Here is a 16724-nt window from a genome sequence, read left to right as displayed (position 1 = left end):
AGTTGGGCCGGGCGGGCCGTGCGCCTTTCTAACGTCCTCGGCGTGCCCTCACGCAACCGTGAAGCGGTGCGGATCGCGGTACTCGCGGACTCCGACACCCGATGGAAATGGGGCGCCCTGACGGCGCGCCGCATCAGCCCGCCCTCCGACACCCGGGTGACCGGCTTCGTGCTGCGCGGCCGGGCCACCCCGACCGCGCGCCAGCTCGCCGAGGTCGGCGCCGACGTGGCCGCCCCTCGGGAGGTGACCGGGGCGGAGTTCCTCCGCGCGGTGCGGGACGAGGCGTACGACGTGGTCGTCCTCGCGCTCGTCGGCGGCACCGTCCAGGCGATGCTGCACGGCCTGGCCGGGATGGTGCTGCCGCGCCGCCCGGTGGTCGTCACCGGCTATGTCGGTGTCGTGTACGAGAAGCTCGCCGACGGGCTGCTGCTGCGGCACGGCGCGGACGTCGTGCTGGCCAACTCAGCCGCCGACGCCCGGCGGTTCCGCGCCGTGTACGAGGGCGTCGGCGCCGACGCGTCGGCGGTGGTGGAGGCGGCGCTGCCGTTCCTCGGCGGGGCGCCCTACGCGCCGGTGCCGGACCGGGACACCGTCGTGTTCGCCGCGCAGCCCTCCGTACCGGCGACGCGGGCCGACCGCGCGTACCTGCTGCGCCGGCTGGTCGAGCACGCCCGGCTGCACCCGCACCGCGAGGTGCTGCTGAAGCTCCGCTCCAAGCCGGGCGAGCACACCACACACGTGGAGGAGCACCCGTACCAGAAGCTGGCCCGGGGCCCGCTGCCGCCCAACTTCCGTCTCGTCCACGGTCACATGGGCGAGGTCCTCGACCGCACCGACCTGCTGGTCACCGTCTCCTCGACGGCCGCGCTGGAGGCCCTGCACCGGGGCGTGCCGACAGCGGTCCTGACCGACCTGGGCGTACGCGAGGTGCTCGGCAACCACCACTTCATCGGCTCCGGGCTGCTGACCTCCTGGGACCGGCTGGACGGCGGCCACCGCCCCCGGCCGGACGCCGCCTGGCTGGCGGACCAGGGCGTGGCGGCGGACGGCTCGTACGAGACGGCCTTCGACGCGGCCCGCGCCCGTGTCCTCGACCTGCGGGCCACGCCCGCGCTGCCGCCGATCGCCCCGTACTACACGCCCGGGACCGCCCCCGGATACCTCCCCGGCGTGCTCTCGCGCCACCGCCTGGACGCCACCACCGAGCCGCCCGCCGCGAGCCCGGTCCGCCGCCTGCTGCGCGACGCGGCCCGTGGCCTCTACCGCCACGGGGTCCAGCGCGTGGCCCCGGCGATCCGCCGCCTGGGGGAACTGTGACCGCCCGTCCCGCCCGGCCCACCGTGCTCGCCGTGATACCCGCCCGGGGCGGATCCAAGGGCGTGCCCGCCAAGAACCTCGCGCCCGTCGGGGGCATACCCCTGGTCGCGCGTGCCGTACGGGCCTGCCTGGGCGCCCGGCGCGTGACGGATGTGGTCGTCTCGACGGACGACCCCGCCATCGCCGACACCGCCCGCGCGGCGGGCGCCCAGGCGGTCCACCGGCCGGCCGCCCTGTCCGGCGACACGGCGACCAGCGAGGCGGCGGTGCTCCACGCGCTGGACGCCTTCGAGGCCCTGCACGCCCGCCCGGTGGACGTCGTCCTGCTGGTCCAGTGCACCAGCCCGTTCCTGACCGCGTCGGACGTGGACGGCGTCGCCGCCCAGATCCTGGAGGACGGCGCCGACACGGCCCTGACGGTCGCCCCGTCCCACGGCTTCCTCTGGCGCGAGACCCCGCCCCCGGCGACGGACGACGCCGACGCCCCCGGTCCCGGCGGCACAGAGCGGGCGGGTACACAGGGCGCGCCGAGCACGGCGGGCGGGCCGCCGGACACGCCAGGCGCGCCGGGCACGCAGCACGGCGCGGGCTTCACGCCGCCCCCGGCGACGGCCGACACGCCGGACACGCGTCCGGGCACGCAGCACGGCGCGGGCCGCACGGCTCCGCCAGCGGCCGCCCACGGCGCCCACGGCGCTCACGGCGCTCACGGCGCCCACGGCGCCCACGGGGTCAACCACGACAAGGCCCACCGCCCCCGGCGCCAGGACCGGGAGCCCGAGTACCTGGAGACGGGCGCCGCGTACGGCATGGACGCGCGCGGCTTCCGTACCCACCGGCACCGGTTCTTCGGCCGGACCGCGCTCGTCGTCACCGACCCCGCCCGCGTCCTGGAGGTCGACGACCCGCACGACCTCGCCCGCGCCCGCGCGCTCGCACCCCTCCTCGACGAGCCTGTCACCCCGACGCGCGACGACGTCGACGCCGTCGTCCTCGACTTCGACGGCACCCAGACCGACGACCGCGTCCTCATCGACTCCGACGGGCGCGAACTCGTCGCCGTACACCGGGGCGACGGTCTCGGGGTCGCCGCGCTGCGCCGCGCCGGGATTCATCTGCTCATCCTGTCCACCGAGACGAACCCCGTCGTCGCCGCCCGCGCCCGCAAGCTCGCCGTCCCCGTGCTGCACGGCATCGACCGCAAGGACCTGGCGCTCAAGCAGTGGTGCGACGACCACGCCATCGACCCCCAGCGGGTGCTCTACGCCGGCAACGACGTCAACGACCTGCCCTGCTTCGGGCTCGTCGGCTGGCCCGTCGCCGTCGCGAGCGCCCACGACTCCGTACGGGCCGCCGCCCGCGCCGTCACCGGCACGCCCGGTGGCGCCGGGGCGATCCGCGAGATCGCGACCTGGCTCCTCGGCCCCGAGCTCCACACCCTCCCCACCACGTAAGGAACAGCAACGATGAACCGCCTCCGCACCCTCGGCCGCAAGACCGCCGGCCCGGACCAGCCCGTCTACATCACCGGCGAGATCGGCATCAACCACAACGGCGACCTCGACAAGGCCATCGCCCTCATCGACGCCGCCGCCGACGCGGGCTGCGACGCCGTGAAGTTCCAGAAGCGCACCCCCGAGATCTGCACCCCGCGCGACCAGTGGGACATCGAACGCGACACGCCCTGGGGCCGGATGACGTACATCGACTACCGCCACCGCGTGGAGTTCGGCGAGGACGAGTACCGCGCCATCGACGAGCACTGCCGCGAGCGCGGCATCGACTGGTTCGCCTCCCCGTGGGACACCGAGGCCGTGGCGTTCCTGGAGAAGTTCGACCTCCCCGCCCACAAGGTCGCCTCCGCGTCCCTCACCGACGACGAGCTGCTGCGCACCCTGCGCGCCACCGGCCGCACGGTCGTCCTCTCCACCGGCATGTCGACCCCGAAGCAGATCCGCCACGCCGTGGAGGTCCTCGGCAGCGACAACATCCTGCTGTGCCACGCCACTTCCACCTACCCGGCGAAGGCCGAGGAGCTGAACCTGCGCGTCATCCAGTCCCTGATGCGGGACTACCCGAACATCCCCATCGGCTACAGCGGCCACGAGACGGGCCTGCAGACCACGCTCGCCGCCGTAGCGCTCGGCGCCTGCTTCGTCGAGCGCCACATCACCCTCGACCGTGCCATGTGGGGCTCCGACCAGGCCGCCTCCGTCGAGCCGGGCGGCCTCGCCCGCCTCGTACGCGACATCCGCACCATCGAGACCGCGCTCGGCGACGGGATCAAGAAGGTGTACGAGTCGGAGCTCGGCCCCATGAAGAAGCTCCGCAGGGTCCCGGCCACCGTATGACCACCCCGTCCTCGCACCTGGCCTTCGTCGAGAGCCCCGTCCAGCTCCTGAACGTCCTGGAGTGGGCCGATCACGCGGGGCGGCCGGACCTGACCATCACCGTCCTGTCGCCCACCGACCCGATGTCGCGCGGCCAGCTGCGCCGCATGGCCCAGCTCGCCCGCGACGAGGGGTTCACGGTCCGCTGGCAGGAGGCCCGGGGCGGCCGTGGCGCACTGCCGCGGGCGCTGCGGGAGCTGGCGCCGGCCCTGGTGCGCGCCGAGCGGGTGATCATCGGCGATCCGTTCTCCCGTTACGTACAGCTCCTGCTGACGCTCTTCGGGCCGCGCGCCCTCACGGTCGTCGACGACGGCACGGCCACCATGGAGTTCGCCGCCCAGCTCGCCCGGGGCGAACGGCTCGTACGCTGGCACCGCCGCGGTGTGCGGGGCCCGCGCGAACTGGCCCTCGCCCCGGTCACCGCCCTGGCCCGCCGCCGGCTCGCCCCCGGACGCCGGCGCAGCGTGGAGATCTTCACCGCCCTGCCGGTGGAGGCGCCGGCGGGCACCACCGTCACCGTCAACCGTTTCGCCTGGACCCGCGGGCGGTTCGGCCCGCCCCGGCTGACCCGGGGCGCGGACCTGGTGGGCACCTCGCTGGTGGAGACGGGCGTGGTGGACCCCGACCGTTACGCCGAGGCCGTCGCCGCGCTGGCCGCCGCCCACGGCGCCACGCGCTACTTCGCGCACCGCCGCGAGAGCGTGGAGAAGCTGCACCGGATAGCGGTGGAGACGGGCCTGGAGATCGTCCGCCCGGACCTGCCGCTGGAGCTGATCGCCCGGCGCGGCCCGATCGGCCGTACGGTGCTGAGCTTCCCCTCCACGGTCGTGCACACGCTGCCGGCGGCGCTCGTGGGCACTGGCGTCACGATCGCCGTGTGCGGGATAGCGCCGGAGTGGCTGCGCGAGACCGCCTCGCCCCGGGCGCAGGGCTTCCTGGCGGGGGTGGCCGAGTCGGCACGATCGGTGCACGGACTGTCCCTCACGGGAGCGTGACCGCGGCGTAGGAAACCGCCCCACCGGGTACCCGATCACGAACGCGAACACCTGACCGGAAGCCGACCGAGAAAGATCGACCAAAGCCTGAAAACGCGTGAGTTTACCCACTTCGCCCTGCCCTCAAGCCCGCTGTCCAGGGTTTCTTTCCCCTATCGGGCTGAAGTTTTGTAGATCACACGTTAGTTGAGGGCCAAACGCGCCTACCCTTTCATGGGTGAACAAGGTGATGTCCCGCGACCCCGAAACAGACGTTCCCGGCGATACGCCCCTGCTCGGCGCGCTGCCCGAGAGCCTGCGCGCCGAGTTGATCGCGTTCCGCCGGGATGTGCACATGCATCCCGAGCTGGGCTTCCAGGAGTTCCGCACCACCGCGGCGATCAAGACGCGGCTCGAAGCGGCGGGGCTCACCCCCCGGATCCTCCCAGGCGGCACCGGGCTCATGTGCGACATCGGTACGTGGGACGGCGTACGCCCCATGCTGGCGATCCGCGCGGACATCGACGCGCTGCCCATCCCGGACACCAAGACGGACGTCCCGTACCGCTCCACCGTGCCGGACCGGGCCCACGCCTGCGGCCACGACGTGCACACCACCGTCGTCCTCGGGGCCGGCCTGGTGCTGGCGGACCTGGCCCGGGAGGGCCTGCTGCCGAACGCGGTGCGCCTGATCTTCCAGCCCGCCGAGGAGGTCATGCCGGGCGGCGCGATCACCGCCATCGACGCCGGCGTACTGGACGGCGTGGGACGGATCGTCGCCGTGCACTGCGACCCGCGCGTGGACGCGGGGAGGATCGGGCTGCGCACCGGGGCGATCACCTCCGCCTGTGACCGGCTGGAGGTCACCCTCGACGGGCCCGGCGGCCACACCGCGCGCCCGCACCTGACGACCGACATGGTCACCGCCGCCGCCCGCGTCGCCGTCGATGCGCCCGCACTGCTGTCCCGCCGGATCGACACCCGTGCCGGGCTGGTCCTGACCTGGGGCCGCATCGAGGCGGGGCACGCGCCCAACGTCATCCCGCAGCGCGCCGAGCTGGGCGGCACGGTCCGCTGCCTGGACCTGGAGGCCTGGCGGCACGCCCCGGACCAGGTGTACGCCGCGATCGACGAGGTGGCGACGCTGCACGGCGCCAAGTGCCAGATCGAGTACGTCCGGGGCGTCCCGCCCGTCGTCAACGACGCGTCCGTCGCGCAGCTGCTGCACGACGCGATGGAGGCGCGGTGCGGGGCGTACGCGATCGAGGACACCGAGCAGAGCCTGGGCGGCGAGGACTTCTCCTGGTACATGGAGCACGTCCCCGGCGCGATGGCCCGCCTGGGGGTCCGCCGCCCGGGTGATACGGCCAGGCTCGACCTCCACCGGGGCAACTTCGACGTCGACGAGCGGGCCATCCAGGTCGGCGTCGAACTCTTCACCGCCGCCGCGCTCATCGACGGCGGTCTCTGACCCCCGCTCCGCCCCGCCACGAGGCCCGCCACGAGGCTCCCCCGACCCGCCATTTCCGGTCACGAACCGGCAGTGCCCCACTACGCCTCGTGGCGGTATCGCGGACGTCATGCGCTGTTCGCGTCGATCTGGTAACGGCTACCGAACAGGCCTTTACCTGACATCTACGCGCGTTACGATCGCCGCGAAACCAGCGCCGGAAGAGGCGCTTAGGTCAGGTCGAAGGAGCCTCCCTTGCGCCGGATCACCAGGATCGCAACTGTGGGCGTCGCATCCGCGGCACTCGCGCTCAGCGCCACCGCGTGTGGCGGAAAAACGTCGGACAGCGCTTCCGACGGCGAAGCCAAGGCGGCCATCGCGTACGACATCGGTGGCCGTGGCGACCAGTCGTTCAACGACGCCGCCTTCGCCGGCCTGGAGAGGGCCGAGAAGGAACTCGGCTTCAAGGGTGCCGAGGCCGAGCCCAACGAGGGCGAGGGCGACCCGGACAAGGTCCAGCGCCTGACCGAGCTGGCCCGCGCCGGCAACAACCCGGTCATCGGCGTCGGCTTCGCGTACGCGCCCGCCATCGCCGAGGTCGCGCCGAAGTTCCCGAAGACCACCTTCGGCCTGATCGACGACACCTCGAAGACCGGCAAGAACATCGCCAACCTGGTGTTCAACGAGGAGCAGGGCTCCTACCTGGCCGGTGTCGCCGCCGCCAAGGTGACCAAGTCCAAGACCGTCGGCTTCATCGGCGGTGTCGAGACCCCGCTGATCAAGAAGTTCGAGGCGGGCTTCGTCCAGGGCGTCAAGGACACCGACAAGAACGTCAACGTCAAGGTCCAGTACCTGACGCAGCCGCCGGACTTCGGTGGCTTCTCCAAGCCCGACCTCGGCAAGGCCGCCGCGCAGGGCCAGCTCGACGCCGGCGCCGACGTGATCTACGCCGCCGCCGGTCTCGCCGGCTCGGGTTCGATCGAGGCCGCCGCCAAGGCCAAGAAGTGGGCCATCGGCGTCGACTCCGACCAGTACAACCAGAAGGGCCTGGCGGCCTACAAGGAGTACATCCTCACCTCGGTGACCAAGGACGTCTCCGACTCCGTCTACAACCTGATCAAGTCGGTCAAGGACGGCAAGCCGCAGTCCGGTGAGGTCCGTTACGGCCTCGACAAGGACGGTGTGGGCCTGGCCACCTCCAACCCGGCGTACACCAAGCTGACCACCGTGACCGCAGCGGTGAACAAGGCCAAGGCCGACATCATCGCCGGCAAGATCAAGGTCAAGACCGCTCCGTAACCGCGCGGCCGGAACATGGTTTCCGCGGGTCCGGAGCGGCGGCGAAAGCCGCCCTCCGGACCCGGACCATGTCCGCCCGTCCCCTGGTTTCTCCCCTTCGCTGTCGCTACGCGCGTAGAGCCCCGCGCGGCGCGATAGCTTCGGGATCTGCCCCCTCCCGCTCCCCGCTCCTTTCCCGCCAAGGAGAGTGCGTCATCAACGCGTCCAGTCCGTCGTCGCCGCCGGCTGCTGCCGTAGAACTGCGCGGCATCACCAAGCGCTTCCCCGGCGTCGTCGCCAACCACGACATCGACATCACGATCCGCAAGGGCACCGTTCACGCCCTGATCGGTGAGAACGGGGCCGGCAAGTCGACCCTGATGAAGATCCTTTACGGCATGCAGAAGCCGGACGAGGGCACCATCACCATCGACGGCAAGCGGGTCTCCTTCTCCAGCCCGGCCGACGCCATCGCCATCGGCATCGGCATGGTCCACCAGCACTTCATGCTGGCCGACAACCTCACCGTGCTGGAGAACGTCGTCCTCGGCGGCGAGAAGCTGTACGGCATCGGGGGCAAGGCCCGTAAGAAGATCATGGAGATCTCGGACGCGTACGGGCTGAACATCCGCCCCGACGCCCTCGTCGAGCAGCTCGGCGTCGCCGACCGCCAGCGCGTCGAGATCCTCAAGGTCCTCTACCGCGGCGCCCGCACCCTCATCCTCGACGAGCCGACCGCCGTGCTCGTCCCGCAGGAGGTCGACGCGCTCTTCGCCAACCTGCGCGAGCTCAAGGCCGAGGGCCTCACCGTCATCTTCATCTCGCACAAGCTGGGCGAGGTGCTGTCCGTGGCCGACGACATCACTGTCATCCGCCGCGGCACCACCGTCGGCACCGCCGACCCCCGCACCGCCACCACCAAGCAGCTCGCCGAGCTGATGGTGGGCGCCGAGCTGCCCTCCCCGGAGACCCGCGAGTCCACGGTGACGGACGTACCGATGCTGAAGGTGCGGGACCTCCGGCTCACCGAGACCGACCCGGACGGCATCGTCCGCGAGGTCCTCGGGGGCATCGACTTCACCATCCACAAGGGCGAGGTCATGGGCATCGCCGGCGTCGAGGGCAACGGCCAGACCGAGCTCATCGAGGCCCTCATCGGCCTGCGCGACCCCGACGGCGGTGTGATCACCCTCGACGGCGACGACATCTCCCACGCGCCGACCCGCAAGCGCCGCGAGGGCGGCATCGGCTACATCCCCGAGGACCGCCACCGCCACGGCCTGCTGCTGGAGTCCCCGCTCTGGGAGAACCGCATCCTCGGCCACGTCACCGAGGCGCCCAACAGCAAGCGCGGCCTGCTCGACCTCAAGGCCGCCCGCCGCGACACCGAGCGGATCGTGCGCGAGTACGACGTACGCACCCCCGGCATCGAGGTCACCGCGGCCTCCCTGTCCGGCGGCAACCAGCAGAAGCTGATCGTCGGCCGCGAGATGAGCCACCACCCCAAGCTGCTGATCGCCGCCCACCCCACCCGTGGCGTGGACGTCGGCGCGCAGGCGCAGATCTGGGACCAGATCCGTGAGGCCCGCCGCGAGGGCCTGGCGGTGCTGCTGATCTCCGCCGACCTGGACGAGCTCATCGGGCTCTCCGACACCCTGCGGGTGATGTACCGCGGCCGGCTGGTCGCGGACGCCGACCCCGCCACGATCACCCCCGAGGAGCTGGGCTCGGCCATGACCGGCGCCGCCACCGGCCACCTTGAGCACAACGAGAACGCGAACGGTGAGGGCCGATGAAGAAGTTCGACAAGGACCGGCTGATCCTGGGCCTCGCCGGCCCGGTGCTCGCCCTGGTCGTGGCCTTCCTGCTCACCACCGTGGTGCTGCTGGTCTCGGGCCGTGACCCGTTCGGGCTGTACCCGCTGATGGTCGACAGCGCCCAGTTCGTCGACGTCCAGGTCAACATCCTCAACCAGACCGGCACGTACTACCTCGCCGCGCTGGCCGTCGCCATCGGCTTCCGGATGAACCTGTTCAACATCGGTGTGGACGGCCAGTACCGGCTCGCGGTGATGCTCGCCGCGGTCGCCGGCGCCGCCGTCACGCTGCCCGGGCCGCTGCACATCCTGCTGATCGTGGTCGTCGCCATGGTCGTCGGCGCCCTGTGGGCCGGCATCGCGGGCATCCTGAAGACCACGCGCGGCGTCAGCGAGGTCGTCGCGACGATCATGCTCAACGCCATCGCCAACAGCATGATCGCCTGGCTTATCCTGCCCGCCAACTTCGGTGTGCAGCTCCCCGGCTCCAACGACCTGACCACCGGTGAGATCCCCGAGTCCGGCTGGATGCCCGGCCTGGACCTGGACGGCGGCACCGTCTACGGCTTCACCTTCGTCGCCTTCGCGCTGGGCATCGTCTACTGGTTCATTCTCAGCCGCACCCGCTTCGGCTTCGACCTGCGCGCCACCGGCGCCAGCGGCACCGCCGCCCAGGCGAGCGGCGTGGACGCCAAGAAGATGGTCCTCACCGCCATGCTGATCTCGGGCGCGGTCGCCGGCCTCGCCGGCATGCCGATGCTGCTCGGCCAGACCCACACGTACAGCCTGAGCTTCCCCGTCGGTGTCGGCTTCACGGGCATCACCATCGCCCTGCTCGGCCGCAACAGCCCCGTCGGCATCTTCTTCGCCGCACTGCTCATCTCCTTCCTGGAGAAGACCGCGGGCTCCCTGGAGACCCAGGGCTACGAGAAGGAGATCACCACGATCATGCAGGGCCTGATCGTGATCGCGGTCGTCGTCTCGTACGAACTCGTCCGGCAGTACGGGCTGCGCCGTCAGCAGCAGAAGGTCGGCGAGGAGCTTGCCGCCCAGGCCCGCGAGAAGAAGGAGGCCGTGGCTCCGTGAGCGACGCACGCACGGCCGCCGGGCCGCAGACGACCACGAAAGCCGCACCGCTGCGCCGTGCGGGCGGAGAAGCAAACGAGTTGAGGGCAGCATGAGCGAGTCCACGAGCACTGTCACGGCCGCGGCCGCGGCGCCCAAGAAGGGCGGCGGACGCCGCCGGCTGTCCCTGCCCGTCATCCTGCTGCTCATCGCGGGCGGCCTGGCCCTGTTCTCGCTGGTCCGCGTCATCAGCGGTGCGAACGACCTCACCTCCGTGGGCCAGATCTCCGGCGCTCTGCAGCTGGCCATCCCGATCGGACTGGCCGGTCTCGGCGGCCTGTGGGCCGAGCGGGCCGGCGTGGTCAACATCGGCCTCGAAGGCATGATGATCCTCGGCACCTGGTTCGGCGCCTGGGCCGGCTACCAGTGGGGCCCGTGGACCGGTGTCGCGCTCGGCATCCTCGGCGGGGTGCTCGGCGGGCTGCTGCACGCGCTGATGACGGTCACGTTCAACGTGAACCACATCGTCTCCGGTGTGGCCATCAACATCCTCGCCGTCGGCGTCACCCGCTACCTGTCGAACTTCACGTTCGCGGAGGCCGAGGGCGGCTCGTCGAAGCAGTCGCCGCGCATCGACCAGATCACCGACATCACCATCCCCGGGATGTCGGACGGACTGGCCGACCTCCAGGCCAAGCACTGGTTCTTCGTCTCCGACCTCGCGGGCGTCCTGGGCGGCCTGGTCACCAACCTGTCCCTGCTCACCGTCGTCGCGCTGCTGCTCATCCCCGCCACCTGGTGGATCCTGTGGCGCACCGGCTTCGGCCTGCGGCTGCGCTCGTGCGGTGAGAACCCGGTCGCCGCCGAGTCCCTGGGCGTCAACGTCTACAAGTACAAGTACATCGCCGTGCTCGTCTCCGGTGCCCTCGCGGGCCTCGGCGGCGCCTTCCTGGCCATCGTCTCCACCGGTATCTACCAGGAGGGCCAGACCGGCGGCCGCGGCTACATCGGCCTCGCGGCGATGATCTTCGGCAACTGGATGCCGGGCGGCATGGCCCTCGGCGCCGGACTGTTCGGCTTCACCGACAGCCTCAAGCTGCGCGGAGGCGCGGAGAACGTCCACGCCATGCTCCTGCTGCTGGCGATCCTGCTGGCCGCGCTGGTCATCTGGCAGCTGTACAAGAAGCGGTACGTGGCCGCCGCCGTCGCCACCGCCGTGTCGGCCGGGCTCTTCGCCTGGTACGCGCTCACCGACGCGCTGCCCAGCCAGTTCGTCGACGCCGCGCCGTACGTCACCACCCTGCTGGTGCTGGCCGTCTCCGCACAGCGGCTGCGGATGCCCAAGGCGGACGGCATGCCGTACAAGAGGGGCCAGGGCAAGTGACGTCCGACCCCTGGCAGGGGCTGCGCGACGCCGCCCGCGAGGCCATGTCCCACGCGTACGCCCCCTACTCCGGCTACGCGGTGGGCGCGGCGGCCCTCGTCGACGACGGCCGCACGGTCACCGGGTGCAACGTGGAGAACGCCTCGTACGGCATCGGCCTGTGCGCCGAGTGCGGGCTGGTCTCCCAGCTCCAGGCCACGGGCGGCGGCCGGCTCACGCACTTCGTGTGCGTGGACGGGCGCGGCCAGGTGCTGGTGCCGTGTGGCCGCTGCCGGCAGCTGCTGTACGAGTTCGGCGGCGACGAACTGCTGCTGGACACCCCGGCGGGCGTGCTGACGCTCGCCGACATGCTGCCGCAGGCGTTCGGGCCCCAGCACCTCACCTAGGACGGGACGACCCTTCCGCGCTGTCCGCGGAGGGGTCGTCCTTCCTTCTTCTCCCTGCTTCTCTTTGCGCGTACTGGAAGGAACCTTCAAGACCATGGACGCGATTTCCGTCATCCGCACCAAGCGGGACCGGGGCGAGCTGAGCCCCGAGCAGATCGACTGGGTCATCGACGCCTACACGCGCGGCGAGGTCGCCGACGAGCAGATGTCGGCGCTGGCGATGGCGATCCTGCTCAACGGCATGAACCGTACGGAGATCGCCCGCTGGACCGCCGCGATGATCGCCAGCGGTGAGCGGATGGACTTCTCCTCCCTGTCCCGCCCCACCGCCGACAAGCACTCCACGGGGGGCGTCGGCGACAAGATCACCCTGCCGCTCGCGCCGCTGGTCGCCGCGTGCGGCGCCGCCGTACCGCAGCTGTCCGGCCGGGGCCTCGGCCACACCGGCGGCACGCTCGACAAGCTGGAGTCCATCCCCGGCTGGCGGGCGCTGCTGTCCAACGAGGAGATGCTGCACGTCCTCGACACCACCGGCGCGGTGATCTGCGCGGCGGGCGACGGCCTCGCCCCCGCCGACAAGAAGCTGTACGCGCTGCGCGACGTCACGGGCACGGTCGAGGCGATCCCGCTGATCGCTTCGTCGATCATGTCGAAGAAGATCGCCGAGGGCACCGGCTCGCTGGTGCTGGACGTCAAGGTCGGCTCGGGCGCGTTCATGAAGAACATCGCCGACGCCCGCGAGCTGGCGTCCACCATGGTGGGCCTGGGCACCGACCACGGTGTGAAGACCGTCGCGCTCCTCACCGACATGTCGACCCCGCTGGGCCTCACCGCGGGCAACGCCCTGGAGGTGCGCGAATCCGTCGAGGTCCTCGCCGGCGGCGGCCCCGCCGACGTCGTCGAGCTGACCCTGGCACTCGCCCGCGAGATGCTCGACGCGGCCGGTATCAAGGACGCCGACCCGGCGAAGGCCCTCGCGGACGGCTCGGCGATGGACGTCTGGCGCCGCATGATCGCCGCCCAGGGCGGCGACCCGGACGCCCCCCTCCCGGTCGCCCGCGAACAGCACGTCGTCACCGCCCCCTCCTCGGGCGTCCTCACCCGCCTCGACGCGTACGGCGTCGGCGTCGCCGCCTGGCGCCTCGGCGCGGGCCGCGCCCGCAAGGAGGACCCGGTCCAGGCGGGCGCCGGCGTCGAACTCCACGCCAAGCCGGGCGACACCGTCACGGCGGGCCAGCCGCTGCTGACCCTCCACACGGACACCCCGGAGAAGTTCGACTACGCCCTGAAGTCCCTGGACGGCGCCTTCGACATCGCGGCGGCGGGCACGGCGTACGACCCGACCCCGGTGGTGCTGGAACGTATCGCCTGACACTCGTACGGCTGAACGGGACCGATGGACCTCCGTCGGTCCCGTTCGGCATGCTGGGATCGGTGACGCACCGGAAGAGGAGACCGCCATGCCCGAAGGTGATCCGCCGGTTGCCGTTCACCGGGTCCCACAGCTCATCGCGGGCGGCGACTGCCCCCGCCAGGGCGCATTGGTGCGGGCTCGGCTCGGTGGGCCGGCCGTCGGGGAAGGCGACCCGCAGATACGGGCCCAGGTCCGGGCAGGGGGCCAGCCGGAAGGCCAGTGGCAGGGTGGCGAGCGCCGCCGGGTACAGCCGCGCGAAGTCCGTCACGCGGGCGCACACGGTCGCGATCAGCGTCCACCGGGTGGGCTCGCCGCCGAAGCGGGGGAGCGCCGACAGGGCGTCGAAGGCGCGGGGCGAGCCGGCCAGGGTCACCAACGCGTCGAGCGCGCCCGGGTCTTCGGCGAGGGCGGGCGCGAGGGCGGCGGCGCCCCGTACGGCCGGATGCGGGTCCGGAAGCCAGGCGCGGGGCTTCCCGCCCAGGCCGCCGAGGTCCAGGAGGAGCGAGGCGCGTTTTTCGACGGAGCCCGCGTCCAGGGCCGACTGCTCCAGCCGGGAACGGAGTTCGGCAGCCGCCGGTACCGCTGCGGGGTGGCGCGCCAACCGGGCCGCCGCCGACCACGCCGCCGTGCGGACCGCCGGGTCGGTGTCGTCCAGCAACGGCGTCACCGCGGCGAGCAGTTCGGGAAAGGCGTCGTAGCAGTCGAGCACCGAGCGCGTCAGCACCAGGTCGCCGGTCCCGTCGTCGTCCGCCCACATGTCGACCTGGTCGTCCTCGTCCCCGGCGATGTACGCAGCCGCCCAGGAGTCGATCGCGGCCTGGGCCGCCGGTCCGCCGGATACGCCACGGACCGCAGCTCATCGGCCTGGTCCCCGAGGTAGGAGGCCACCGCCACCTGCCGCAGAAACACCAGCGCGCCCTCCCGCAGGGCCGGCCGCGTGAGCATCCTCGCGACGATTTTCGCGGCGGGCGCCGTCGCGGGCCAGACCGTGCCCTGGTGCAGGATCGCCGACCACAGGTGCTCGGACGCCGCCGAGATCGCCTGCTCGTCCTCGGTGAGCAGGCCCCGCAGATGGGCCGGGGTGTCCGTGGCCGTCCCGTAGGCGTGGAAGAGCCGGTCCCACGCGACGCCGGCGATCTCCTCGTCCACAGCCCTGGTCATGCCGGCGATTCCGCCAGCAGCCCCGGCAGCTCCCGCATGTCGTCGAAGACCACCGTCCCCTCGCCCGCCAGCCGCTCCGCCCGCGTCAGGCCGCCGCAGTAGCCGAAGGCACGCATGCCGGCCGCGCGGGCGGCGGCGACGCCGTACGGGCTGTCCTCGACGACCGCGCAGCGGGACGGCGGGACGCCCATCGTGGCCGCCGCGTGGAGGAAGAGGTCCGGGGCGGGCTTGCCGCGCGGGACATCGGCCGCGCTGAAGACGCGGCCCTCGAAGCGGGGGAGCAGGCCCGTGGTGGTCAGGTTGCGGCGGATGGAGGCGTGGCCGCCGTTGGAGGCGAGGCAGTACGGCACCGACAGGGCGTCCAGCGCGTCCGTTATCCCGTCGACCACGGTCAGCTCCGCGTCCAGCGCCTCCTGGTGGAGGTGCTCGTACGCGTCGAACCAGTCCGGCTCCAGCGGCCGGCCCAGCCGCTCCTCGACGATCGCCGTGTACGTCTCGGACGACGAGCCCACGAAGAACTCGACGATCTCCGCTTCCGTGAAGGAGGCGCCCAGGTCGGCGCAGATCTCCGCGTCGACGCGCACACAGATCCGTTCGCTGTCCACCAGGACGCCGTCGCAGTCGAAGATCACCAGCTCGACAGGATCAACAGTCATGATCCGGAGCGTACGGGCACCGATGAGTTCCGTCCCCGGCGCGGGTCTCCTTTCATGTGGACACCACGGATCCGAAAATCTTCCTCGTCGTCGGCGTCATCGAGCCGGCCGACGTACCCCGCCTCTGCGAGGAGCTGACCGAGCTGCTCAGCGGGAGCGGCGGCGGTGACGTCGGCTGCGACGTCATCTGCGACATCGGCGGCGTCACCCGGCCGAACCTCGTCACCGTCGAGGCTCTGGCCCGGCTGCGGCTGACCGCTCAGCGGCTGGGCCGCCGGATGACCGTACGCAACGCGCAGCCCGCCGTCCGTGAGCTGCTGGAGCTGGTCGGGCTGGACGGGCTGCTCGGTGAGGTCACGCCTCCAGCCGCTCCGGAAGATCGAACAACGGGAACCAGCGCTTCACGTCCAGGAACGACGTGATGCCCGAGACCTTCCCGTCCACGATCTCGATGACCATGAGCGCCCACGGGCTGAAACCGCCCTCCGGATCCGGGTGGTAGTGCGCGAACGCCGGCGTGCCGTTCGCCACCACCGGAACCAGCCGTGAACCCCGGCACACCTCGCCGACGCCCAGCATCCAGCCGGTGATGTCGTCGTGGCCCCGGAGCCACAGGTCGTAGGGCGGCATGGACAGCGTGGCGTCCTCGTGGAGCAGCGCGGTCAGTGCCGCCATGTCGTACCCCTCGAACGCCGCCACATACCGGTCGAGGAGCTTCTTCTGCTCCTCGTCGAGCGGGTCGGCCGTGTCGGTCTTCGCCGGTTCGGACTCGGCGAGCGTCGCCCGCGCCCGCTGCAATGCGCTGTTGACCGACGCGACCGAGGTGCCGAGCAGCTCCGCCACCTCGCTCGCCCTCCACGCCAGCACCTCGCGCAGGATCAGCACCGCCCGCTGCTTGGGCGGCAGGTGCTGGAGCGCCGCCACGAACGCCAGTCGCACCGTCTCCCGGGCCACCGTCGTCTCCGCCGGGTCGGCGACCGACGGCAGCACCCGCCCGTCCGGCACCGGCTCCAGCCAGGTGACCTCCGGGCGCGAGTTCAGCTGGGCCTGCGCCACCGGTGTCGGCGCGGTCAGGTCCATCGGCCGCGCCCGGCGGTTGCCCGCGTTCAGCGCGTCCAGGCATACGTTCGTCGCGATCCGGTACAGCCAGGAGCGCACCGAGGACCGGCCCTCGAACTTATCGAAGCTCCGCCACGCCCGGACCATCGTGTCCTGGACGGCGTCCTCCGCCTCGAAGGCCGATCCCAGCATGCGGTAGCAGTACCCGGTCAGCTCGGTCCGGTACTGCTCCAGTTGGTCCTGTACGGCCGCATCGCTCATGGTGTCCACCCCTGTCGCGCTTCCCCTTGCCTCCTCACGGAAGCTACAGGAGGGGACTGACATTGATACTCGTAGCGGGTTCCGGTGGTCGTGGCTCAGGGTCTGACTGACGT

The 16724-nt window shown here is 71.8% G+C and carries 15 protein-coding genes; 12 read left to right on the top strand and 3 right to left on the bottom strand.

The window, feature by feature from the left end:
* Nucleotides 1–42: 42 nt before the first annotated feature.
* The 11 genes from BKD26_RS36445 to BKD26_RS36395 all read left to right on the top strand — a co-directional run bounded on the left by BKD26_RS36445 (nucleotide 43) and on the right by BKD26_RS36395 (nucleotide 13432).
* Nucleotides 43–1317 carry a DUF6716 putative glycosyltransferase gene (locus BKD26_RS36445; RefSeq protein WP_179166839.1) on the top strand — a complete coding sequence of 425 codons (1275 nt, stop codon included), beginning with the start codon at nucleotides 43–45 and terminating at the stop codon, nucleotides 1315–1317.
* Nucleotides 1314–2771, top strand: a complete 1458-nt coding sequence (locus tag BKD26_RS42170; protein ID WP_084907181.1) for an acylneuraminate cytidylyltransferase — start codon at nucleotides 1314–1316, stop codon at nucleotides 2769–2771. The genes BKD26_RS36445 and BKD26_RS42170 overlap by 4 nt, the downstream gene beginning before the upstream one ends.
* Before the next feature lie 12 nt (nucleotides 2772–2783).
* Nucleotides 2784–3668 carry an N-acetylneuraminate synthase family protein gene (locus BKD26_RS36435; protein WP_084907179.1) on the top strand — a complete coding sequence of 295 codons (885 nt, stop codon included), beginning with the start codon at nucleotides 2784–2786 and terminating at the stop codon, nucleotides 3666–3668.
* Nucleotides 3665–4702 carry a hypothetical protein gene (locus tag BKD26_RS36430; RefSeq protein ID WP_084907177.1) on the top strand — a complete coding sequence of 346 codons (1038 nt, stop codon included), beginning with the start codon at nucleotides 3665–3667 and terminating at the stop codon, nucleotides 4700–4702. The genes BKD26_RS36435 and BKD26_RS36430 overlap by 4 nt, the downstream gene beginning before the upstream one ends.
* 229 nt (nucleotides 4703–4931) lie before the next feature.
* Nucleotides 4932–6152: an amidohydrolase gene (locus BKD26_RS36425; protein ID WP_073754728.1), complete on the top strand. Its 1221-nt coding sequence runs from the start codon at nucleotides 4932–4934 to the stop codon at nucleotides 6150–6152.
* Between the two features lie 234 nt (nucleotides 6153–6386).
* Entirely contained in the window at nucleotides 6387–7430 is a 1044-nt protein-coding gene (locus tag BKD26_RS36420; protein WP_084907175.1) for a BMP family ABC transporter substrate-binding protein, read from the top strand.
* A 239-nt stretch (nucleotides 7431–7669) separates the two neighbouring features.
* Nucleotides 7670–9205, top strand: a complete 1536-nt coding sequence (locus BKD26_RS36415; protein WP_241519016.1) for an ABC transporter ATP-binding protein — start codon at nucleotides 7670–7672, stop codon at nucleotides 9203–9205.
* Nucleotides 9202–10311: an ABC transporter permease gene (locus tag BKD26_RS36410; protein WP_084907173.1), complete on the top strand. Its 1110-nt coding sequence runs from the start codon at nucleotides 9202–9204 to the stop codon at nucleotides 10309–10311. The genes BKD26_RS36415 and BKD26_RS36410 overlap by 4 nt, the downstream gene beginning before the upstream one ends.
* Before the next feature lie 91 nt (nucleotides 10312–10402).
* Nucleotides 10403–11674: an ABC transporter permease gene (locus BKD26_RS41805; protein WP_073753811.1), complete on the top strand. Its 1272-nt coding sequence runs from the start codon at nucleotides 10403–10405 to the stop codon at nucleotides 11672–11674.
* Nucleotides 11671–12060, top strand: a complete 390-nt coding sequence (locus BKD26_RS41800) for a cytidine deaminase (protein WP_107418122.1) — start codon at nucleotides 11671–11673, stop codon at nucleotides 12058–12060. Before BKD26_RS41805 ends, BKD26_RS41800 begins: the two co-directional genes overlap by 4 nt.
* A 94-nt stretch (nucleotides 12061–12154) precedes the next feature.
* Nucleotides 12155–13432, top strand: coding sequence for a thymidine phosphorylase (locus BKD26_RS36395; protein ID WP_084907169.1), 1278 nt, complete (start codon nucleotides 12155–12157; stop codon nucleotides 13430–13432).
* Nucleotides 13433–14191: 759 nt separating this feature from the next.
* Here BKD26_RS36395 and BKD26_RS36385 read toward each other — a convergent pair.
* Together BKD26_RS36385 and BKD26_RS36380 are read right to left on the bottom strand one after the other, a co-directional pair.
* The gene (locus tag BKD26_RS36385) at nucleotides 14192–14635 is read right to left on the bottom strand and encodes a hypothetical protein (protein ID WP_084907165.1); all 444 of its coding nucleotides are present in this window, start codon (nucleotides 14633–14635) and stop codon (nucleotides 14192–14194) included.
* Complete coding sequence (locus BKD26_RS36380) at nucleotides 14632–15291, bottom strand: HAD family hydrolase (RefSeq protein WP_179166838.1); 660 nt, start codon at nucleotides 15289–15291, stop codon at nucleotides 14632–14634. The genes BKD26_RS36385 and BKD26_RS36380 overlap by 4 nt, the downstream gene beginning before the upstream one ends.
* 56 nt (nucleotides 15292–15347) lie before the next feature.
* Between BKD26_RS36380 and BKD26_RS36375 the strand changes: the two genes are divergently transcribed.
* Entirely contained in the window at nucleotides 15348–15713 is a 366-nt protein-coding gene (locus tag BKD26_RS36375; protein WP_084907161.1) for an STAS domain-containing protein, read from the top strand.
* Here the strand turns inward: BKD26_RS36375 and BKD26_RS36370 are convergent.
* Complete coding sequence (locus BKD26_RS36370; RefSeq protein WP_084907240.1) at nucleotides 15646–16611, bottom strand: sigma-70 family RNA polymerase sigma factor; 966 nt, start codon at nucleotides 16609–16611, stop codon at nucleotides 15646–15648. The genes BKD26_RS36375 and BKD26_RS36370 overlap by 68 nt on opposite strands.
* Nucleotides 16612–16724 lie beyond the last annotated feature (113 nt).

Source organism: Streptomyces sp. CB03238, from assembly GCF_002099185.1.
GTDB lineage: Bacteria > Actinomycetota > Actinomycetes > Streptomycetales > Streptomycetaceae > Streptomyces.
This window is presented reverse-complemented; position numbering and strand designations above follow the sequence as displayed.